Raw genomic sequence first — 22,164 nt, 5'->3', positions numbered from 1 at the left:
CGCCTTCGCGAACATGCGTTGGGCCACGGCCTACACTCACTCAGAGATCCGACGGGCCGTCGCGACGATCGAACGGCGGGGCAAGAAGCGCAGAGCGGCAACCGCACTGGCTTCGTCGCGCGGCGGGGGCGCTGCAATGGGGGCAGTGCTGGCTTTCGGAAAGGTGCTTCGAGAAGCCGACCGAGCCACCCGCGGAGCGGATCTTGACTGGCCAAGGGCAGGGAGGGCAACCGCATGGCTTCCGTTGAAGATCAGGGCGACCCGGCAGCGGCTTTCGCGATCGTTGGCTACGCCGCGCGTTTTCCGGGTGCTGCCGACGCGAATGAGTTCTGGGATGTGTTGCGGCAGGGCCGGGATGCGATATCCGAGGTGCCGCAGGACCGCTGGGATGTCGACGAATTCTTCGACCCGGAGCCCGGTGCACCCGGCAAGGTCGTCACCCGTCGGGCGGGTTTCGTCGACGACGTGACGGGCTTCGACGCACCGTTTTTCGGGATGTCGACGCGCGAGGTCCGGTTGATGGACCCGCAGCACCGGCTGCTGCTCGAGACGGCATGGCGTGCGGTGGAGCATTCGGGCATCGCGCCAACGTCGCTGGCCAACAGCAACACCGGCGTCTTCGTCGGGTTGGCGACCCACGACTACCTGGGCATGGCATCCGATGCGCTGACTTATCCCGAGATCGAGGCCTACATGGCCATCGGGACGTCGAACGCCGCGGCGGCGGGTCGGATCAGCTACCGGCTGGGGCTGCAAGGTCCCGCGGTCGCCGTCGACACCGCGTGCAGCTCGTCGCTGGTCGCGATCCATCAGGCGTGCCAGGCGCTGCGCTTGGGCGAATGCGACTTGGCGCTGGCCGGGGGCGCGAACGTGCTGCTCACGCCGGCGACCATGATCACCTTCTCCAGCGCGCACATGCTGGCGCCGGACGGCCGGTGCAAGACATTCGATGCGGCCGCCGACGGTTATGTGCGCGGCGAGGGATGCGGCGTCATCGTGATCAAACGCCTCGACGACGCGATGCGCGACGGTGACCGGATTCGGGCGGTGATCCGCGGCAGTGCGATCAACCAGGACGGCGCATCGGGCGGGTTGACCGTGCCGAACGGCGTTGCCCAGCAACGGGTCATCGCCGAGGCGCTCAAGCGCGCCGGCCTACAACCCCGCGACGTCGGCTACCTGGAAGCGCACGGCACCGGGACGTCGCTGGGCGACCCGATCGAGGCGCAGGCCGCGGGTGAGGTGCTCGGCGCCGGGCGCGAGCCGGGCGAACCGCTGCTGATGGGCTCGGTGAAGACCAACATCGGGCACCTGGAAGCCGCCGCGGGTATCGCGGGTGTGATCAAAGTCATACTGGCTCTCGAGAATGAGTTGCTGCCCCGACACCTGAACTTCGAGAACCCGTCGCCGCACATCCCCTGGAACCGGCTCGCGGTGCAAGTGGTCAAGGAGGCCACCGCCTGGGAACGCAACGGCCGCCCGCGCATCGCGGGAATCAGCTCCTTCGGGTTCGCCGGGACGAACGCCCACGTCATTCTCTCCGACGCGCCCGAGCCAGCGGCATCGCATCGCACGGCACCGGTCGAGTCGCTCGGTGACCGGCGGTTCAGCATCCTTCCCGTCTCCGCGCGGACGCCGGCCGCGTTGGCGCGCCTCGCCGACGACTACCGCAGCTGGTTGAGCGCGCACCCCGAGGCCACGCTGGCGGACATGTGCTTCACCGCCGGGAGCGCTCGAGCGCATATGGAGCACCGCGCCGCGTTGGTGGTCAATTCGCGAGAGTCCGCGATGGAATTGCTCGGCGCGCTCGCCGACGACCGCCCGGCACCCGGCCTGTTCCGCGGGAAATCCCACGACACACCGAAGACGGCGTGGCTGTTCACCGGCCAAGGCAGCCAATACCCCGGAATGGCCCGGGAGTTGTTCGACACCGAGCCGGTGTTCGCCGAGACGCTGAACCGTTGCGCCGCCGCGGTCGCCGACGTTCTGGAAAAGCCACTGCTGAATGTGGTTTTCGACGTGGACGGCCCGGACGGCGAAGCGACGCTGCGGCAGACCTCCTACGCGCAGCCCGCCTTGTTCGCGCTGGAGATGGGCGTGGCCCGGCTTTGGCAATCGTGGGGCTTCGAGCCGGACGTCGTGCTGGGCCACAGCGTCGGCCAGTACGCGGCCGCCTGCGTCGCGGGCGTGGTCAGCATCGAGGACGGCGCACTGCTGATGGCCGAGCGCGGGCGTCTCTTCGGCAGCTTGCCCACTGGTGGTCGGATGGTCGCGGTGCACACCGCCGCGGAGCGGGTCGAGAACCTGACCAATGAATTTCCCAGCCTATTGGTGGCCGCCTACAACGGTGCCAACACCGTATTGTCCGGACCCGCAGCGGATCTGGAGCAGGCGGTGGCACCGCTGGTCGCCGACGGTGTGCGGTGTGACTGGCTGGACACCAGCCACGCGTTCCACTCGGCGCTGCTGGACCCGATCCTGGACGAATTCGAAGCATTTGCCGACCGGTTCAAATTCGGTGCGCCACAACGGATTCTGATCGACAACCGCACCGGCGCCGCGCTCGGCCGCAGTGTGCGGCTCGACGGCGCCTATTGGCGCCGTCACGCGCGCCAGCCGGTGCAATTCGCCAAGAGTGTGCACACCCTCGCCGAACTCAATTGCAAGGTGTTGCTCGAGATCGGTCCGCGACCGGTGCTCACCGCCGCGGCCCTGGGTGCGTGGCCGGACCCGGCCACCGCGCCGCGGGCGATCGCGTCGCTGCGCCGAAACACCGCCGACCACCGGCAGATCACCGAAGCCGTCGCCGAGGCGTATGTCTTGGGCCAGCTGCCCGCATTCACCACCTTGGGCCGGGCGCATGCGGGCAAAGTCGACCTGCCCACCTATCCGTTCGAGCGCCGCCAGTACTGGTTCTCCGATGATCGGGACCGCGCCGACCAACCACAGCAGCTTGGCCGACCGCGCACCGAGGCCGTCCGCCTGCTCGAGGACGGTCGCATCGAGGAACTCGCGGCCCTGCTCGACGGTGGCAGCGGCGATCAGCAGACGCTGAGCGTGCTGACCAAGCTTGCCGCACAACACAACCAGGAACGCACCACCCAGTCCATCGCCGACGATCGCTACGAGATCCGGTGGGAGAAGGTTCCCACCACTGCGAAAGTCGGTGGGCAAGCCAGTTGGCTGGTCATTGGCGAGGATTCGCCGGCGCTCGCGCCGTTGACCGAGGCGCTCGCCGCGACCGGGCAGCCTTATCGGGTCCTCGGGTTGCCGGCGTCCGACGCCGACGAGGAGCAACTCGCAGCAGCGTTGCGCGCCGCGGCGGATTCGGCGCTGCGTGTCGTGCACGTCGCGGCGGTGGACGCCGAGCGCCCGCCGTCGATGCGGTCGCTGTTGCGGATGCAACATCGAATCCTGGACGGCACCCGGCGGCTGTTCCGCGCCGCCGTCGCCGCCGACCTGCGCGCCCCGATCTTGCTGGTGACTCGTGGCGCACAGCGAGTCACCGACACGGACACCGTGGCGCCGGACCAGAGCTGCCTGTGGGGATTTGGACGCGCCGCGTCGCTGGAGCATCCCCAGCTGTGGGGCGGGCTGGCCGATCTGGCGGAGGGCACCACCGACGAATGGGCGCGCCTCGTCGACCGGATCTCGGCGTCGCACGCCTCGGCCTCGCGCGAAGACCAGCTGGCGCTGCGCGATCAATCCGTCTACGTCCCCCGATTGGTGCGACGGCCGGAGCGGCCGAGCGTGACACCGTGGCAACTACGCACCGACGCAACGTATCTGGTGACCGGCGGGTTGGGGTCGATCGGCCTGGAGATCGCCGGGTACCTGGCCGCCCACGGCGCCGGGAATCTGGTGCTGACCAGCCGCCGTGCCCCTAGCGAAGCCGTGCAACAGCGGATCGATGCGCTGGCCCACCAACATGGCTGTGATGTCCGGGTTTTCGCGGCCGACGTCGCCGACGCGCACGACGTCGCCCGGCTGCTGGCTCGGGTGTCGGCCGAACTGCCGCCGTTGGCCGGGATCGTCCACGCCGCCGGTGAGATCGGCACCACCCCGCTCGGCAATCTCGATCAAGCCGAGCTGGACCGCGTCTTCGCCGGGAAGGTGTGGGGCGCTTGGCATCTGAGTGAAGCCGCGGCCGACCTGGCGCTGGACTTCTTCGTCAGCACCTCCTCGATCGCCTCGGTCTGGGGCGGGTACGGCCAGACCGCCTACGGCGCGGCCAACGCGTTCCTGGACGGGCTGTCCTGGCGCCTGCGTGAGCGCGGCGTTTGCGGCGCCAGCGTGAACTTCGGTCCCTGGGCGGCGGGAATGGCCGACGCGGAGTCCCGCGCGAAATTGGATCAGCGCGGGATCCGGACGTTGTCACCCGCCGATGCGCTGGCGGGACTGGCCGACGTCGTAACGTCGTCGTCGGCGCACGGGGTGGTAGCACGGGTGGAATGGGCCCGCTTCCTGCCGCTCTACGAGCAGACCGGCCGCCGGGCCTTCCTGACCGAATTGGCACGCGAGGTGCCCGAGGCGGTGCCGGCCGTGACGCCGTCGGGCAAGACCCAGCTCGTCGAGCGACTCACCAACGCCCCAGTGCAGCAACGGAAGAAGCTGTTGACCGACTACCTGCGTGACGCGGTGGCCGAGGTGACGCGAGTCGACGCCGCCGAGATCCGCGAGGATGCCGGGTTCTTCGACCTCGGCATGGACTCGCTGATGGCCGTGGAGATGCGGCGGCGCATCGAGCACGGTGTCGGCAAGGAGATACCCGTCACCATGGTGATGGATCACCCCCGGCTGTCCGACGTGGCCGACTACCTGCTCGGCGACGTGCTCGAGCTCAGCGAGCAGACGGCGGCGCCGCAGCCGGCGGCGGTGACGACCCGGACCGACGAACCGATCGCGGTCGTCGCGGTGTCCTGCCGCTTCCCCGGCGCAGCCGACCCGGAAGCGTTCTGGGAGTTGCTGTCTGGCGGCGTCGACGCCATCCGCGAAGTGCCGGAAGAGCGCTTCGACATCGACGAGATCTACGACCCGGATCCGGAGACGCCGGGCAAGACCTACACCCGCTTCGGCGGATTCCTGGACGACATCGACGGGTTCGATCCGGAATTCTTCGGAATCTCTCCGCGCGAAGCGGTTTGGATCGAACCGCAACAGCGACTGATGCTCGAAACCGTTTGGGAGGGCTTGGAAAGGGCGGGCTACTCGCCGGCCGCCCTGCGTGGCAGCCGGACCGGCATCTTCGCCGGGGTGGCCGCCAACGAGTACGCGCACCTGCTGTACGCGGAGCCGATCGACAAGATCGAGCCGTACTTCATCACCGGCAACGCGCTCAACGCCATTTCGGGCCGGGTTGCCTTCGCGCTCGGATTCGAAGGACCGGCTGTCGCGGTCGACACCGCATGCAGTTCGGCCCTGGTGGCCGTGCATCAGGCCTGTCAGGCATTGCACTCAGGTGACTGCGACCTCGCGTTGGCCGGTGGCGTGAACGTCTTGCTGAGTCCGGCGACGGTCATCGCGGCGTCGCGCGCCAGGATGCTCTCCCCGGTCGGGCGGTGCAAGACCTTCGATGCCTCCGCCGACGGCTATGTGCGCAGTGAAGGCTGCGGAATCCTGGTGCTCAAGCGGTTCGGCGACGCGCAGCGCGACGGCGATCGGGTCCTTGCCGTCATTCCGGGCAGCTCGGTCAACCAGGATGGCGCCTCCAGCGGCCTGACCGTTCCCAATGGTGGTGCCCAGCAACGGCTTATCGGGGCGGCGCTGGCCCGCGCCGGCCTAGCCGGCTCCGACGTCGACTACCTGGAGGCGCACGGGACCGGTACCCCGCTCGGTGATCCGATCGAGGTGCAGGCGGCCGCGGCCGCCTACGGCGGTGCCCGCGAGCGGCCGCTGCTGATGGGATCGGTGAAGACCAATATCGGGCACACCGAGGCGGCCTCGGGCGCGGCGGGTCTGATCAAGGTCGTGTTGTCGCTGCAGCACGAATTGCTGCCGCGGAGCCTGCATTTCGACACGCCGTCGCCGCACATCCCGTGGGACTCGTTGCCGGTGCGGGTGGTGGGTGAGTCGACCCCGTGGCAGACCAACGGCCGGCCGCGGCGCGCCGGGGTGAGTTCGTTCGGATTCACCGGCACGAACGCACACGTGCTGATCGAGGAGGCGCCCGCTCGAGCGGGGCAGTCCGATCCGGCCGACTCGACAGAGGGCGGCGAAATCAACGTGCTGGCGTTGTCCGCCCGGTCCCCGGAAGCACTGGTGGCGTTGGCGCAACGCTACGAGACCTGGCTGAGCGCCCATCCGGATGTCGACCTGGCCGACGTCTGCCTGACCGCCGGCACGGGTCGTTCGCACTTCGAGCATCGCGCCGCGCTGGTGGTGGATTCGGTCGAGGCCGCCCGCCAGGGCCTGGCCGAGCTGGCCCAGAACCGGCTGCGGCCCGGCGTCGTCCGTGGCGAGCACACCCACTACCCGACGACGGCATGGTTGTTCACCGGCCAGGGCAGCCAGTATCCCGGGATGGCGCGTGAATTGTTCGACACCGAACCGGTTTTCGGCGAGACCGTGACACGGTGTGCGGAGGCGCTCGAGGGCATGCTGCCGCGTCCGTTGCTGGAGGTGCTCTTCGCCACCGATCGTGAAGCCGGGGAAGCGGTGCGGCACACGTCGTTCGCCCAGCCCGCGCTGTTCGCCATCGAGATGGGGCTGGCCCGGCTGTGGCAGTCGTGGGGCATCGCTCCCGATGTGGTGCTGGGACATAGCGTCGGCCAGTACGCGGCGGCTTGTGTGGCCGGAGTTTTCAGCGTCGAGGACGGCGCACGGCTGATGGCCGAGCGCGGCCGGATGTTCGGCAGCCTGCCCGAAGGCGGGCGCATGGTGGCGGTGTTCACCGACGCCAAGCACGTCGAGCAGATCGCCAGCGAATTCCCGCGGGTGTCGGTCGGCGCCTACAACGGACCCAACACCGTCCTGTCGGGGCCGGGTGAGGACCTCGAGAAGATCGTCGCCACGTTCAGCGACGAGGGCATCCGCTGCACCTGGCTGGAAACCAGCCACGCCTTCCACTCCGAGCTGCTGGATCCGATTCTCGACGAACTCGAATCGTACGCAGCACAACTGGAGTTCGCCGCGCCGACGCTGCCGTTGGTCTGCAATCGCACCGGCGCCGTGCTCACCGCCCGGACCCCGCTCGACGCGCAGTACTGGCGGCGGCATTCTCGCCAGCCGGTGCAGTTCGCCGAAAGCGTGCGCACCGTGGCGGCGCTCGGCTGCTCGGTGATCATGGAGATCGGGCCGCAACCGGTGTTGACCGCGGCCGCGGTGCAGGTCTGGCCGGAGCATCTGGCCGCCCCCCGCGCGATCGTCTCGCTGCGCAAGGGCGTCGGCGACCGGCGCCAGATCGCCGACGCGCTGGCTGCGGCCTACGTCAGCGGGCATCGCCCCGATTTCGCTGCGCTACATCGTCGGGCCGGTCGACGACTCGAGTTGCCCACCTATCCATTCCAGCGCCGCCGCTTTTGGCCCAAGACGTCCGGGATCGCGAACTCCGGTTTCCACGGGCCCGTGGTGTCCGGAATTGTGGGTAGCGCAAACGAACTCGCCTCGGGTGACTCCGTCTACACCAGCAGGCTGTCCGTCAAATCCCAGCCGTGGCTTTCCGACCACGTCATCTACGGCACCGTCGTCGTCCCGGGGGCGACGTATGCGGCCATGGCGTTGGCCGCGGTCGGGACTCCGGCGCGGGCCCAGGATGTCTTCTTCTACGAGCCGATCATCCTGCTCGACAAGAGTTCTCGTGAGTTGCAGCTGACGTTGCACCCGCTGGAGGACGGCGCCGGGTGGAAGTTCCAGGTGCACAGCCGGCCGTACGGTGAGCGCGTCGCCGAATGGTCGTTGAACGCCGAAGGCACCGTGGTCGCCGGAGTCGACGATGAGCCGGTGTCCGAGATCGATCCGGTGGACGAGGCGATCGAGCGGCTGAGCCGGATGCGGCCGCAGGAGCTGTTCGAGACGTTCTCCGACTTGGAGCTGGCCTGGGGGCCGAGTTGGTCCGGCTCGCTGAAGTCGCTGTGGCTCGGCGAGGGTGAGGCGATCGGCGACATCGTCGTCGGTGAAGAACTCGCCGAACAACTCGGTACCGAGCCGATGCACCCGGTGCTGATGGATTTGTGCACCGGCGTCGCGTTCCCCGCGTTCCCGGCCGTGCTGGCGGCCGAACAGGGCGTAAACGATCTGTACCTGCCGCTGCGCTACGGGCAGGTGGCGCTGCGGGAGAAGATGCCGCGCCGGTTCTACTGCCGTGCGAAGTGGCACACCAGCGCCCTGGACAGCGAAACCCAGGTGTTCGACCTCGAGTACATCGACCGAGATGGCCTCCACCTGGGCGGGATTCGCGAGTTCACGGTCAAACGCGCACCCCGCGAGGCCTTGCTGCGCGGTTTGGGCGGCGACGCGACCCGGCTGCTCTACACCCTCGGCTGGCACGAGGTGCCGCTGGCGCCGCGCGACGACGCCGCGGGCGCGCACGGCACCTGGCTGATCGCCGGGTTCGACGAACTGGCCGCCGCGGTGCCAAGCTGCATCGCGTTCGACCGAACCGATCCCGAGCCGTTGGGGCGGCTGCTGGCACAAGCTCACGAGCGTGGGCTGCCGTTCTCGGGCGTGGTCTGGCGCAGCGCCGCGCCGAACGGGGCGGAGTCGGGCGACGACATCGCCGCGCGGGTCGAGACCGAGCTCGCCAACCTGCTCAGCGCCGTGCACGCGGTGCAACGCGGCCCCCACGGTGGCGGAGTGAAACTGCCTGGCGGACTGTGGATCGTCACCGAGCGGGCCGTGGCCACCGAGTCCGGTGAGCCGGTCGATCCGGTCCAGGCGGCGCTGTGGGGATTCGGGCGCACCGCGATCAACGAGGAACTGGCGCTGCGCTGCAAGCTGGTCGACTGCGACGGATCCGACGAGGCCGTGCAGGCGTTGGCCGACCTGCTGGCCACACCGGTAGACGAACCCGAACTGGCGCTACGACAAGGGAAGTTGCTGGCCTCCCGGCTGTTACCGTGGGCGCGCGGCGGTCACCTGACGGTGCCGCGCTCGTCCGACTACGTGCTGGTGCCCACCGAACGCGGTGCGATCGACAACCTGCGGCTGACCGAGGCGGAGGTGCCCGCGCCGGACGAGAGTTATGTCCAGGTCCGGGTGGAGGCCGCCGGCCTCAACTTCCGGGATGTGCTCAATGTACTGGGCCTCTACCCGGGCGACCCGGGCCCGATCGGGGGCGACTTCGCCGGAACCGTAACCCAATTGGGCGCCGGGGTCGCCGGGCTCGAGGTGGGCCAGCGCGTCTACGGCTTCATGCAGGGTGCGTTCGCCAGCCGGTTCAACGTCCCGCACCAGTTGCTGGCGCCGATTCCCGACGGCGTGAGCGCGGTCGAGGCGGCGACAATTCCCGCTGCGGCACTGACGGTCCGGCTCGCGTTCGACTGGGCGCAGCTGCAGCCCGGTGATCGGGTGCTTATCCACGCCGCCAGCGGTGGCGTCGGCTTGGCCGCCATCCAGATGGCTCAGCAGCAGGGTGCGGTCGTCTTCGCCACCGCGAGCACCTACAAACGCGCGACGCTGCGCAAGCTGGGTGTGAAATACGTGTATGACTCGCGCACAACGGATTTCGCTGACCAGATTCTCGCCGACACGGATGGCGCCGGCGTCGACGTGGTGCTCAACAGCCTGACGAACGAGGGCTTTCTCGAGGCGACGGTGCGGGCCACCGCCCAAAACGGCCGGTTCGCCGAGATCGCCAAGCGCGACATCTGGACACCCGAGCAGATGGCCGAGGTGCGCCCGGACATCGCCTACGAGATCGTGGCGCTGGACACGGTGACCGTCCAGGAGCCCGAGCGTATTCGCGGCTTGTTGACCGAGGTGTCCGAAGGGCTGGGCAAGGGCGAGTGGGCGCCACTGCCCGCCGAGATCTACCCGGTCACCGAGGCCAGAGCCGCGTTTCGGCGCATGCAGCAGGCGCGCCACATCGGGAAGATCGTGGTGCAGATCCCGAATCCGTTGCAGCCGAAGGCCGATCGGAGCTATCTGATCACCGGCGGGCTCGGCGCGATCGGCCTGCACACGGCGTCGTATCTGGCTCAGCTCGGTGCCGGTGACATCGTGTTGACCAGCCGGCGCGCGCCCGAGGGGGACGCGCTGCGGTTGATCGAGGAGATCACCGAGCGCCACAAGTGCCGCGTTCACGTTTTCCCGGCCGACGTCAGCGACGAGTCCGAGGTCGAGCAGCTGCTGGAGCGCATCCGCGCCGAGCTGCCGCCATTGGCGGGTGTGGCTCATCTGGCCGGTGTGCTCGACGATGCGCTGCTGTCCCGGCAGAGCCTGGACCGATTCCGAACAACGATGGCGCCCAAGGCGTTTGGCGCCTGCCACTTGGACCGGCTGACCAAGGACGACGAGCTGGACTTCTTCATCGTTTCGTCCTCGGTGTCTAGTCTGTTCGGTTCGCCGGGGCAGTCCAACTACGCGACCGCCAACGCGTTACTCGACGGCCTGGTCGCCCACCGCAGGGCGCAGGGCCTGCCCGCCACCGGGATCAACTTCGGTCCCTGGGCCCAAGGCGGCATGGCCTCGTCGGAGGCAGCGATCGCCAATATCAGTGCGCAGGGCCTGATGCCGCTGGAGCCGTCGGCCGCGCTGAGTGCGATGGGCGAGGTCGTCGCCAACGGAACGGGCCAGGCCACCGTCCTCAAGGCGAACTGGCAGCGCGCCGCGAAGGTGCTGGGCAGTTCGCGTCCGCCCATCCTCGACCTCGTGTTGCCCAGTGCCGCAGGGGAAGTGACCGGTGACAGCGAGTTGCTCAAGCAGCTGATGGAGATCCCGGTGCCGCAGCGAGCCGGTTTCGTCACCGAGTTCCTGCAACGCGAGGTGCAGAACTTCCTGCGTCTTGCCCAGCCGCCGGCGGCGACCAGCCGGTTCCTGGACCTGGGCACCGATTCGCTGATGGCGATCGAACTGCGTAACCGGTTGCACAGCCAGTTCGGTGGCAAGTTCACGATCAACGCCACCGCGGTATTCGACTACCCGACCATCGGGGGACTGGCCGAGTATCTGGTGGCTCAGCTGCCCGACGCGGAACCGCCGTCGGACGCGCCGTCGTAGGCGCCGTCGGACTCGCCGTCGCAGGAGGCGAGCTGACGCGCGAACGTCGAGTTGTCGGGCGAAAAGCTCGAGTTCCGGCCCGACAACTCGACGTTCGGCCGTAACGGCTGCTTAGAGCCGGGCCAGGTCGTAGTCGGCGAGGTGGTCGATCAGGTTGTGCACGTGATCGACCGAGGTGCCCAGCGTGTGCTCGATTGCGGTAAGCCGGGCCGCGTAGTGGCTCACCGGATATTCGGCGGTCACCCCGATTCCGCCGTGCATCTGGATCGACTCCTGCGCGATGTGGCGGCCCGACCGGCCGATCTGCACGTCGGCCCGCGACGCGATCAGCGGGTCGAGGTTCCCGTCGGCGATCGACATCGCGGCGTACAGGCTCATGCTGCGCGCCATTTCCAGCGACACATACATGTCGGCGGCCCGCTGGGTCAGCGCCTGGAACTTGTTGAGCGTGACCCCGAACTGCTTGCGGGTCTTGAGGTAATCGGTGGTCAGCCGCAGCGCTTCCTCCATCGCGCCGACCGCTTCGGCGCAGAGCCCCGACTGGATGCGAACGATGGCACCGCTGATGGCATCCGACACGTCGACCGCGTCGCCCAACGGTTCGGCGGCCGCGCCGTCGAGGTCGACCTGCGCGCCACGTTGACCGTCGAAGATCCGGAACGGATGACGGGTGACCACCTTCGCGTCGACCAGAAACAGCCCGGTGCCGCCGTCCGGCAGCGTGGCGCTGACCACCAACGCGTCGGCGCAGTCGCCGGCCAGCACCGGGTTCTTGCGGCCGGTCAACGTCCACGAATCACCTTGTCGCGCAGCCTGAGTCGTGACCGTGGTGGTCGGCCTGCGCTGACCCGGCTCCAGGTAGGCGAAGGCCAGCAGTCGTTGTCCCGCCGCGACGTCGTCGAGTTGCCCTTTCTGGGCGTCGGTGCCGAGCTCGGCGATCAGCGCACCGGGCGCCAACGCGGCATGCAGGATCGGCTCGGGGGCCAACCGGCGCCCGGCCTCGGTGAGCACGACCATGATCTCGATCTGTCCCGCCTCGTCCGGGTCGAAGCCCAGGCCGAGGATCCCGGTATCGGCAAGCTGACTCCAGACCTCCCGGCTCCAGCCCAGATCAGAGCCGATGACCTTGATGCGGCTCTCCGGGTCGTAGCTGCGGGACAACAGATCGCGGGTCGTGTCGCGCAGCAGGCCCGCTCGTCAGTCAACTGAAAGTCCATGGCTGCCTCACAATCCCAGAATGCTGGACGCGATGATGTTGCGCTGCACCTCGCTGCTGCCGCCGTAGATCGACGTCTTGCGGTAGTTGAGGTAGCGCGGCGCGCTGTGTTGCGCCCAGGCCGGAGACGCGAGGTCGTCCCCGTCGGCGGCCAACGCGTCCGCGCCGGCGACCTCAACAAGAAGCTCGGTGGCGATCTGTTGCAACTGGCTGCCGCGCAACTTGAGCACCGACGACGCCGGGTTGGGCTGCCCGTCCGCGGAATCGGTCACCACCCGCGCCTGCGTGAGTTCCAGTGCCAGCAAATCGTTTTCGGCTTCGGCCAGCCGGGCCGCGAACAGTGGGTCGTCGAGCACGCCGGCTTGCGCCGCGAATTTCTTCACCTCGGCCAGCCGCACCTTGGTGCGACCCACGCCGGCGATGCCGGTGCGCTCGTTGCCCAGCAGGAACTTCGCGTAGGTCCAGCCCTTGTTCTCTTCTCCGACAAGCTGATTGGTGGGCACCCGGACGTCTTCGAAGAACAGCTCGTTGACCTCGTGGCCGCCGTCGATCGTCTTGATGGGCCGCACGGTGATACCCGGCGTCTTCATGTCGAACAGCAGAAACGAGATACCCGCCTGGCGCTTGGGCGCCTGCGGGTCGGTGCGGACCAGGCAGAAGATCCAGTCGGCGTACTGGCCCAAGGTGGTCCAGGTTTTCTGGCCGTTGACGACGTAGCTGTCGCCGTCGCGGACGGCGGTGGTGCGCAGCGAGGCCAGGTCGGAACCGGCCTCGGGCTCGGAAAAGCCCTGGCACCACCAGATGTCGAGGCTGGCCGTCGGCGGCAGGAAGCGCTCCTTGAGCTCCTGAGAACCGAACTCGGCGATCACCGGGCCCACCATCTTGGTGTTGAAGTTCAGCGGCTCGGGGACACATGCCAGCTGCAGTTCGTCGGCCCAGATCTGGTGCTGGGTGGGGGTCCAGTCCTTGCCGCCCCACTCGACCGGCCAGCTCGGGACGGCCAGGCCGTGCTCGTGCAGGATCTTGTGGCTGGTGACGACGTCGTCGTGCACCACTTCCGCCGAGCCCTGGCGTACCCGGTCGCGCGCGTCTTGCGGGATCTTGGTCGTGAACATGTGGCGAAGTTCGTCGCGGAACGCGGCTTCCTCCGGCGTCAGCGCCAGTTGTATGCAGACTCCTTTGCCTGGGGTTTGAGCGTGTCGACCACGGTTTGTGACGGCTGTCCGGTCGTGCGCTCCGAGTTCCATCTTGACCCATCCCGCGCTGTGCTGGTGCACAGCCTCCGGTTAATCCACAGCGAGCGGTTCAGACGCCCCCGGTCGAGGCCGCTGTGGTGGTCGGCGCACCTACCGTCGGCCGCATGCGAACAGAACTTCCCGCCGAGCGGCTGCATCGGCGCCTCGGCGCCGACCCGGATATCGATTCGCCCGCCGCGGAGCCGGAGCTCGACGAGGATCAGAACTCGCTGCTGCCGCGCTGGCCGTGCTGATCACGATTTTCACGCTGACCCGCGACCACCCGCACCGGTCATGTCGGCGAAACTGCCGCCGGTCGAGAAGGCGTCCACGGCAAGCCCGAGATCCTCGGCGAGTCCCGACCCGGACCGGCCGGTGGTGGTCAGCGTGGTCGGTCTGGTGCACAAGCCGGGCCTGGTCACGTTGACATCCGGCGCCCGGATCGCCGATGCGGTGCAGGCCGCCGGGGGTGTGATGGACGGCGCCGACACCATCGAACTCAACATGGCTCGCCCGCTCGGCGCCGGCGAGCAGATCGTGGTCGGGCTGGCGCCCGTGTCGGGGCAGCCCGCTGCGCTGGGCAGCTCGGTGACGACCGGCGCGACGCCGGCGGCCAAGACGCCGGCACCGACGGGGTCGGTGAAGGGTTCGGCCCGGCCGAAGACCGGCGAGGTGCTCGACCTCAATACCGCGACCGTCGAGCAGCTGGACGACCTGCCCGGGGTCGGGCCGGTCACCGCCGCCGCGATCGTGAACTGGCGGCAGGCCAACGGCAAGTTCACCAGCGTCGACCAGCTCGCCGACGTCGACGGCATCGGCCCCTCGCGGCTGGACAAGCTGCGGACCCTGGTTCGTGTCTGACCTGGCGGCGCCGGCGCCGGGCCTGGAACTCGCCCGCCTCAATGTGCGGCTGGTACCGGCCGCGCTGACCGGCTGGATCGTCACCGCCTGCGGCATCGTGTGGCCGGTCGGGCGGGCGTTGGCATCGTGTTCCCTGGCGTTGGTCGCCGCGGCCGGCCCCGTGGCGTGGTGCACGGCGCGCCGGTCCGGACGCCACCCGCGGGGCCGGGCCGTCGCGGCCGGGCTGGTGGCGATCGCGTTGCGCGCCGACGCGGTGGCTCGCCATCCGATCACCGCGGCATTCGGGACGATCGCCCCGGTGACGGTAACGCCCAGCGAGAGCCCGCTCTCGCTGGGCTCGGGCCGGCTGACGTTTCGTGCCACTCTGCAACGGCTGCGCGATGACGAGATATCCGGCCGGGTAACCGATTTCGCGGGGGCATCGGATTTCGACGTGCGGGTGGGCCAGCCGCTGCGGTTCTCCGCGCGGATCAACCGCCCCGGTCGCCACGACCTGACCGCCGCGCCGGCGGCGCTGCTGGGCGCCCTGGTCCTCGGCGACACCTCGGCCCTCACCGCCGAGACCGTCGGCGAATTCCGTGCGGCCGGCCTGACCCACCTGACGGTGGTATCGGGGGCCAACGTCACGATCGTGTGCGTGGCGGCGCTGTTCGCCGGGCGGCTGATCGGCCCGCGGGCGGCCGTGCTGCTGGCCGGGGTGGCCCTGCTGGCGTTCGTGATCGTCGTCGAGCCGACCGCGAGCGCGCTGCGGGCGGCGGTGATGGGCGCCATCGCGATGGCGGGGATGCTGACCGCCCGCCGGCGCCAAGCGATCCCCGCGCTGTCGGCCACGGTGCTGCTACTGCTCGCGGTCGGTCCCCAGCTGGCCGTCGATGCCGGCTTCGCGCTGTCGGTGCTGGCGACGGGCGCGCTGATCGTCGTCGCGCCGGGCTGGTCGCGTCGGCTGGCCGCCAAAGGCTGCCCCAAGCCGCTGGCAGATGGCCTCGCGGTTGCGTTGGCCGCGCAGGTGGTGACCGCGCCATTGGTCGCCGGCATCTCGGGCCGGTTCAGCCTGGTGGCCGTGGCCGCCAACCTGGCCGCGGCGCCGGTCATCGCACCCGTCACCGTGCTGGGCAGCGCTGCGGCCGTGCTGTGCGTGCTGTGGCCGCCCGGTGCACAGCTGCTGATGCGTTTCACCGGCCCGGAGGTGTGGTGGGTGGCCAAGGTGGCGCACGTGGCGGCGCATGCGCTCGCGGCGACCGTGCCGGTACCCGACGGCCTGGCCGGCGTGCTGCTGGTCGGCTTTTCGACCGCGCTGCTGCTGGTGCTGGCCGCGGTGCTGTGGCGGCGGCCCTGGTTTCGCGCCTCGACCCGGGCGGCGGGGCTGGTCGTGGTGCTGTGCGCGCTGGCCTGGACGGCGTCGGAGCTGCTGGATCCCCGCGCAGATTGGTCGGCCCTGCGTGACACCATCGTGGGGTGAGCGAGGCGTCAGCGTTGCACTTGGTCCTGGGGGACGAGGATCTGCTGGTCGAACGGGCCGTGGCCGACGTGCTGCGGGCGGCGCGCGATCGCGCCGGCACCTCTGAGAACCCCGACATCCCGGTCAACCGGATGCGGGCCGGCGATGTCAGCACGTTCGAGCTCGCCGAGCTGCTGAGCCCGTCGCTGTTCGCCGACGAACGCATCGTCGTGCTGGAGGCCGCGGCCGAAGCCGGCAAGGACGCGGTCGCGATGATCGCCACGGTGGCCGCCGACCTGCCGCCGGCCACCACGCTGGTGGTGGTGCACTCCGGCGGCGGGCGGGCCAAGTCGCTGGCCGACCAGTTGAAGGCGCTGGGCGCCCAGGTGCATCCCTGCGCCCGGATCACCAAGTTGAGCGAACGCGTCGACTTCATCCGCAGAGAGTTTCGCGCGTTGCGAGTCAAGGTCGACGAGGACATCGTGACCGCCCTGCTGGACGCCGTCGGCTCCGACGTGCGCGAGCTGGCCTCGGCCTGCTCACAGCTGGTCGCCGACACCGGCGGCGAGGTCGACGAGGCCGCGGTGCGCCGCTATCACAGCGGCAAGGCCGAGGTGAAGGGCTTCGACATCGCGGACAAGGCCGTGGCCGGCGACGTCGCCGGCGCGGCCGAGGCGTTGCGGTGGGCGATGATGCGCGGCGAGCCGTTGGTGGTGCTGGCCGACGCGCTGGCCGAGGCCATCCACACCATCGGCCGGGTGGGCCCGCTCTCCGGTGACCCGTACCGGCTGGCCGGGCAGCTGGGCATGCCGCCCTGGCGGGTGCAGAAAGCGCAGAAACAGGCCCGGCGCTGGTCGCGCGACAGCGTGGCGGCCGCGATGAAAGTGGTGGCGGAGCTCAACGCCGACGTCAAGGGAACCGCCGCGGAAGCTGACTACGCGCTGGAGTCCGCGGTCCGGAAAGTGGCCGAATTGGTGGCCGACCGGGGCCGATAGCCCAGGGATCAGATCTTGTTGAGGGACCGCGCCAGCGCCGACTTCTTGTTCGCGGCCTGGTTCTTGTGGATGACGCCCTTGGTGGCCGCCTTGTCCAGCTTGCGGTTGGTCGACACCAGCAACTCCGCGGCCTTGTCCTTGTCGCCGGCCTCGGCGGCCTCACGGAACGCGCGCACGGCGGTGCGCAGCGAGGACTTCACCGACTTGTTGCGCAGTCGGGCGCGCTCGTTGGTCTTGATGCGCTTCTGCTGCGACTTGATGTTGGCCATGCGGAACTGTCCTTCGTCGATGTGGTGTTGCGGTGTTCGTTTCGGGGGGCGCCCCACACCCGATTGCGACTGCTCAGGCTAGCAGTCGGTTACGTTTTCTCCCAAAACGGGAACTCGTGGCCTGCCATAACGTCGATTTGCGGCAGCATCCTAAAAGTGAGTCTTCCGAGCCAGGTTGAGAAAGCCAGTCGGGGGTCGCGGGGTGCGGCACGACCGTTGGCGCGCTCCGAGCGCATCTTCCGCGGATACAACTCGTCGGACGCCTACGAGATGGCCTTCGACGAGATGTTCGACGCGCAGGGCAACGTCCGGGGCCCGTACAAGGGCATCTACGCCGAGCTGGCGCCCTCGGACGCCTCGGACCTGCGAGCTCGTGCCGACGCGCTGGCACCGGGCGTTCATCGACCAGGGCATCACGTTCTCGCTATCGGGTCAGGAGCGGCCATTTCCGCTGGACCTGGTGCCGCGCGTGATCTCGGCAGCCGAATGGAACCGGCTCGAGCGCGGCATCGTCCAACGGGTCAAAGCCCTGGAGATGTATCTCGACGACATCTACGGCGACCAGGAGATCCTGAACGACGGCGTGATCCCGCGTCGCCTGGTCACCTCCTGCGAGCACTTTCACCGCCAGGCCTTCGGCATCGTCCCGCCCAATGGCGTGCGCATCCACGTCGCCGGCATCGACCTGATCCGCGACGAGAAGGGCACCTGGCGGGTGCTCGAAGACAACCTGCGCTCGCCCTCAGGCGTGTCGTATGTGATGGAGAACCGGCGCACCATGGCCCGGGTCTTCCCCAACCTGTTCGCCACCCACCGGGTGCGGGCCGTCGACGACTACGCCTCGCACCTGCTGTGGGCGCTGCGCAATTCCGCGGCCACCAACGAGGCCGACCCGACCGTGGTGGTGCTGACCCCCGGCGTCTACAACTCGGCGTACTTCGAGCACTCCCTGCTCGCTCGACAGATGGGCGTCGAACTGGTCGAGGGCCGTGACCTGTTCTGCCGGGACAACCAGGTGTACATGCGCACCACCGAGGGGGAGCGCCAGGTCGACGTCATCTATCGGCGCATCGACGACATCTTCCTCGATCCGCTGCAGTTCCGCGGCGACTCGGTGCTGGGGGTGGCCGGTTTGGTCAACGCCGCCCGCGCCGGCAATGTCGTGATCTCCAGCGCGATCGGCAACGCTGTGGGCGACGACAAGCTCGTCTACACCTACGTGCCGACGATGATCGAGTACTACCTCGGCGAGAAGCCGCTGCTGGCCAACGTGGACACCTACCGGTGCTGGCTGGATGACGAGCGCGAGGAGGTCCTCGACCGGGTCGACGAACTCGTCATCAAACCGGTCGAGGGATCCGGCGGGTACGGCATCGTGTTCGGTCCGGAGGCATCCGAGAAGAACTGGCGGCCGTCCGGAAGAAGATCCGCGAGGATCCGCGCAGCTGGATTGCGCAGCCGATGATGGAGCTGTCGACCGTGCCGACGCGGATCGACAACGTGCTGGCGCCGCGCTACGTCGACCTGCGGCCGTTCGCGGTCAACGACGGCGACGAGGTGTGGGTGTTGCCGGGCGGGCTGAGCCGGGTGGCGTTGGTCGAGGGGTCACGGGTGGTCAACTCGAGTCAGGGCGGGGGCTCCAAGGACACCTGGGTGCTGGCGCCGCGGGCGTCGGCCGCCGATCGCGAGCTGGGCGCCGCCGAGGTGGTGCGTTCGTTGCCGAAATCCATGACGGACCCCGAGCCCGACGACTCGGCGGAGCCACCCCAGCAGTCGCTGCAGGCCGAGCATCCTCCGGAAGACAAGCCCCGCAGAAAGCAGGAGCAAAAACAGCAACAGCAGCAGCAACAACAGCAGAGGACGGTTCGCTGATGTTGGCGCGAAATGCCGAGGCGCTCTACTGGATCGGCCGCTACGTGGAGCGGGCCGATGACACCGCGCGCATTCTGGACGGCGCGCTGCACCAATTGCTGGAGGATTCCAGCGTCGACCCCGACCAGGCGTCGCGGCTGCTGCTGCGGGTGCTCGGCATCGAGGCCCCGGACCACAACCTGGATGTCTGGTCGTTGACCGACATGGTGGCCTACAGCACCGAAAACAACGGCGGCAGCTCGATTGCCGACGCGATCACGGCGGCGCGCGAAAATGCGAAGTCGGCGCGAGAAGTGACGTCCATCGAGATCTGGGAATGCCTCAACACCACCTACCATGCGCTGCCCGAACGCGAGCACGCCGCCAAACACCTTGGGCCACATGAGTTTCTGTCCTTCATCGAGGGCAGGGCCGCGATGTTCGCCGGCCTGGCCGACTCGATGCTCTCGCGTGACGACGGCTACCGATTCATGTTGTTGGGCCGCGCGATCGAGCGCGTCGATATGACGGTGCGGCTCTTGCTGTCTCGGGTGGGGGATAGCGCCTCCTGCCCGGCGTGGGTGACGCTGCTGCGCTCGGCGGGCGCCCACGACACCTATCTGCGCACCTATCGCGGCGCGTTGGACGCCGGTCGGGTGGTCGAGTTCATGATGCTGGACCGGTTGTTCCCGCGGTCGGTGTTCTATTCGCTGAAGCTCGCCGAAGAGAGCATCGAAGACTTGGTGCGCAACCCGACGAGCCGGGTGGGGGCCACCCCTGAAGCGCAGCGGCTGCTGGGGCAGGCCCGCAGCGACCTGGAGTTCCTGCCGCCGGGAGTGTTACTCGACACGCTCGAGACTCGCCTGGCCGGCCTCCAGACGACCTACCGCGATGTTGGAGATGCGTTGTCGCTGCAGTACTTTCATGTCACGCCATGGGTGGCATGGTCGGATGCGGGTCATTGTGCCGCAATGGTCGCCCGGAACGGGGACACCTGATGTGGCGGCTGCGGGTGGTGCACACCACCGGGTTCGCCTACCAGTCGGCGGTGACCGCGTCCTACAACGAGGCCCGGTTGACGCCGAGTTCGGACACCCGGCAAAACGTGATCCTCAACCGGGTGGAGACCATTCCGGCCACCCGGTCCTACCGGTACATCGACTATTGGGGCACCGCCGTCACGGCGTTCGATCTGCATGCGCCGCACACCGATCTGACGGTGACGTCGTCGTCGGTGGTCGAGACCGAACAGCCCGAGCCCGCCGCGAAGGACGTCAGCTGGAAGGACCTGCGGTCGGCGGGCGTGATCGACCGATTCGACGAACTGCTCCAGCCCACCGAGTACACGCCGACCAGCAAGCGGCTCGGTTCCGTCGGCAAGAAGATCGTCAACAGCTATGAGCCGCAGGAAGCGGTGATCGCCGCGGCCGACTGGGTCAACGGCGAGCTGGACTACCTTCCGGGCACCACCGGGGTGCACTCGCCCGGTATCGACGCCCTCAAGGCGGGCCGGGGCGTTTGCCAGGACTTCGTCCATTTGACGCTGATGCTGTTGCGCGAGATGGGAATTCCGTCTCGCTACGTGTCGGGCTATCTGCATCCCAAGCGGAACGCGGTCGTCGGGGAAACGGTGGACGGCCGAAGCCACGCGTGGGTTCAGGCCTGGACCGGTGGGTGGTGGAACTACGACCCCACCAACAACACCGAGATCACCGAGCAGTACGTCGGTGTGGGCGTCGGCCGTGACTACACCGATGTGGCCTCGCTCGAAAGCATCTTCTCGGGGCAGGGCGCAACCGATCTCGACGTGGTCGTCGAGGTCACTCGACTGGCCTAGTCGCCCCGGCCGCGGCCGCACGACTGCGCTGCGACGAGGGCTTTGCTGGATTACGATGAGCCTCGCTCGCGCGGGCCAGCGCTCGTTCGATCTCGCGGTGATGACTTCGACGAAGAAGGAGAGTCGTCCATGGCTGAGATGTTGAAGGTCGAGTACGACGAGCTGATGGCCAGGGCCGCCGAGCTCGAGGTGCCGCTGCCCACTCCGCCGCAGCAGAATCCGCAGCTGTCGTGCGACATTTCCTTCGTCGTGGATTCCGGCACGCAGCTGAACTACAACGCCAGCGCGGTTCGCGAGAGCATCAAACGAGCCGAGGCCGAATATCTGCTGCTGGCGCAGTCGCTGCGCAACGCGGCGCTGGCCTACGAGGAAGCCGATCAGGCCGCCGCCGACGCGCTCACCGAGGGGTCGTCGGCCACGCCCGAGTCCGCGAGCACACCTGTCGCGCAGAAAAGCGGCGGCGACGAAGAATTCGCGTCGCCGCCCCAAACACCCGGCTATGACGGCTATTACGACCTCCGGCAGGCGATCGACGATATCGAGGCGCCCGACCAGGGCCCGGCGTACACCAGGTTCGAGGGCGACTGGAACAGCTATGTGCTGGCGTTGCAAACGGACGCCGTCATGCAACGGTTCCGCCCCTTCGAGTATTGGGAGGGCGAGTCGTCGGCGGCGGTCGAAGCCAATTTCGACCAACAGAAGAAGTATCTGATCCAGCTGGGCAACAGCTCGTGTTACCAGATCGCCAGCCAAGCCAGGGGCGTGGTGGACGCCCACAAGTGGGCCGTCACGGTCCACCCCACCTCCTACGAGCTCTACATCGCCGACTTCTGGTACGACGAGTACGGGAGGAGGGGAGACATCAACCGACAACACGAGGTGCTGACGTGGTATGTGGACATGCAGGAAAGGTCGGAGGCGGTGCTGGCCGACTACCATCAGCGGGCCGCGTCGTCCGCGGGCGCCCCGACCACCCGGGAAGGTGAAAGCGCCCCCGGTGACTGGCCGGGCGCGCCGTCGTCGGAAGGCGCGGCGCCGCAAACCGGCGGCTCACCGGCCTACGCCATGCCCGCCGTCGGCCGAATGCCGAGCGCGGTGTCGGGTTCGCCGAGCCCGTCGAAGACGAGTGCACCGGCGAAGACGGGCCCCGCCCCGAAGGCTGCTGCCGCCGAGGAGGACGTCCTCCCAAGCGATCCCGACGGCGCGGCCACGGGCGGCCAGACTTCCGAGCGCGCGCCGGTCTACACCGCGGTCGACGGCACCGCACAGGCGAGCGAACGCGTCCGCTGAGAACGTCGAGGAAAGAAG

General features: G+C 68.6%; 8 protein-coding genes and 3 pseudogenes. 8 read left to right on the top strand and 3 right to left on the bottom strand.

Features of this window, described 5'->3' with window-relative positions; translation table 11 throughout:
- Positions 1–234: 234 nt before the first annotated feature.
- Positions 235–11,154 carry a type I polyketide synthase gene (locus T428_RS0108095; protein ID WP_025736074.1) on the top strand — a complete coding sequence of 3,640 codons (10,920 nt, stop codon included), beginning with the start codon at positions 235–237 and terminating at the stop codon, positions 11,152–11,154.
- 111 nt (positions 11,155–11,265) lie between these two features.
- On the opposite strand, the pseudogene T428_RS26545 reads toward T428_RS0108095, so the two are convergent.
- Together T428_RS26545 and T428_RS0108080 are read right to left on the bottom strand one after the other, a co-directional pair.
- Positions 11,266–12,371, bottom strand: a pseudogene (locus tag T428_RS26545) (acyl-CoA dehydrogenase family protein).
- Between the two features lie 7 nt (positions 12,372–12,378).
- On the bottom strand, positions 12,379–13,539 hold the full coding sequence (locus tag T428_RS0108080; protein WP_025736073.1) for an acyl-CoA dehydrogenase family protein: 1,161 nt from the start codon (positions 13,537–13,539) through the stop codon (positions 12,379–12,381).
- A gap of 191 nt (positions 13,540–13,730) precedes the next feature.
- On the opposite strand from T428_RS0108080, the pseudogene T428_RS26540 reads away from it, so the two are divergent.
- The 3 genes and pseudogenes from T428_RS26540 to holA all read left to right on the top strand — a co-directional run bounded on the left by T428_RS26540 (position 13,731) and on the right by holA (position 16,899).
- Positions 13,731–14,466, top strand: a pseudogene (locus T428_RS26540) (ComEA family DNA-binding protein).
- A gap of 43 nt (positions 14,467–14,509) precedes the next feature.
- Positions 14,510–15,925 (top strand): ComEC/Rec2 family competence protein, encoded by a 1,416-nt coding sequence (locus T428_RS0108070; RefSeq protein ID WP_025736072.1) that lies wholly within the window; start codon positions 14,510–14,512, stop codon positions 15,923–15,925.
- Between the two features lie 14 nt (positions 15,926–15,939).
- Positions 15,940–16,899, top strand: coding sequence for a DNA polymerase III subunit delta (gene holA / locus T428_RS0108065; protein WP_084298690.1), 960 nt, complete (start codon positions 15,940–15,942; stop codon positions 16,897–16,899).
- A gap of 8 nt (positions 16,900–16,907) precedes the next feature.
- On the opposite strand, the gene rpsT is transcribed toward holA, so the two are convergent.
- On the bottom strand, positions 16,908–17,168 hold the full coding sequence (gene rpsT / locus T428_RS0108060; protein ID WP_025736070.1) for a 30S ribosomal protein S20: 261 nt from the start codon (positions 17,166–17,168) through the stop codon (positions 16,908–16,910).
- A gap of 147 nt (positions 17,169–17,315) precedes the next feature.
- On the opposite strand from rpsT, the pseudogene T428_RS26535 reads away from it, so the two are divergent.
- The 4 genes and pseudogenes from T428_RS26535 (at position 17,316) to T428_RS0108040 (ending at position 22,146) form a co-directional block, all read left to right on the top strand.
- Positions 17,316–19,040, top strand: a pseudogene (locus tag T428_RS26535) (circularly permuted type 2 ATP-grasp protein).
- Positions 19,040–20,017, top strand: coding sequence for an alpha-E domain-containing protein (locus T428_RS0108050; RefSeq protein ID WP_025736069.1), 978 nt, complete (start codon positions 19,040–19,042; stop codon positions 20,015–20,017). Before T428_RS26535 ends, T428_RS0108050 begins: the two are co-directional and overlap by 1 nt.
- Entirely contained in the window at positions 20,017–20,856 is an 840-nt protein-coding gene (locus T428_RS0108045) for a transglutaminase family protein (RefSeq protein WP_025736068.1), read from the top strand. The genes T428_RS0108050 and T428_RS0108045 overlap by 1 nt, the downstream gene beginning before the upstream one ends.
- 129 nt (positions 20,857–20,985) lie before the next feature.
- Positions 20,986–22,146: a PPE domain-containing protein gene (locus T428_RS0108040; protein WP_025736067.1), complete on the top strand. Its 1,161-nt coding sequence runs from the start codon at positions 20,986–20,988 to the stop codon at positions 22,144–22,146.
- Positions 22,147–22,164: the final 18 nt, after the last annotated feature.

Source organism: Mycobacterium genavense ATCC 51234 (assembly GCF_000526915.1).
GTDB classification, from domain to species: Bacteria; Actinomycetota; Actinomycetes; order Mycobacteriales; family Mycobacteriaceae; genus Mycobacterium; species Mycobacterium genavense.
The sequence above is the reverse complement of the archived record's forward strand: the minus strand, read 5'-3'. Positions and strand labels throughout refer to the sequence as shown.